The sequence below is a fragment of the Pseudomonas helleri genome (assembly GCF_009600315.1).
In the GTDB taxonomy this organism is placed as follows: Bacteria; Pseudomonadota; Gammaproteobacteria; order Pseudomonadales; family Pseudomonadaceae; genus Aquipseudomonas; species Aquipseudomonas helleri_A.
Map to the genome: position 1 here is coordinate 1 of NZ_WIWC01000120.1, position 406 is coordinate 406.

Genomic DNA, 406 nt, shown 5'->3' on the forward strand with positions numbered 1-406 from the left:
CAGCCAGTCCAGTAATTCGTCTGATATTTCCTGCACCTCGCCGCAATACTGCGCGGATGCGGCCTTCTTGGTCTCTCTGCTGGCCTCGCGCCCGTACCGCTCCTTGAACATCAGATAGGGCCATTTGTTCGCGTAGCGGCGCTGCGCTCCTAGCTCTAGGCACTGGCTTAGGAAATCGACTTCCGTCATGGCGTCCCCGTAGTCTTCTTGCGGTAGTAGGTCGCCCGAGAGATGCCGAGGGCGCGCCAGGGCTCTAGCGTTTGCTCCGAATCGGGTACGGGGTTGCGCTTTGATACGCGCCCGCCTTTGCGTCCCTGCGCTGCCTGCCATGCGCTGAACCCCTCTGGCGTGAAGCGGGTGTGGGTGTATCGGGCCACTGACTTGGCTATGTGTTTCACCTCCTGAT

1 protein-coding gene and 1 pseudogene are annotated in these 406 nt (G+C 60.8%); both read right to left on the reverse strand.

Annotation, left to right across the window (positions count from 1 at the left end; translation table 11 throughout):
• Positions 1-189: hypothetical protein (locus GHN86_RS23100; protein WP_153387395.1), on the reverse strand; the 189-nt coding region annotated here is incomplete at its 3' end.
• Positions 186-406, reverse strand: a pseudogene (locus GHN86_RS23800) (plasmid replication protein); the annotation flags it as partial. The pseudogene GHN86_RS23800 and the gene GHN86_RS23100, both read right to left, overlap by 4 nt.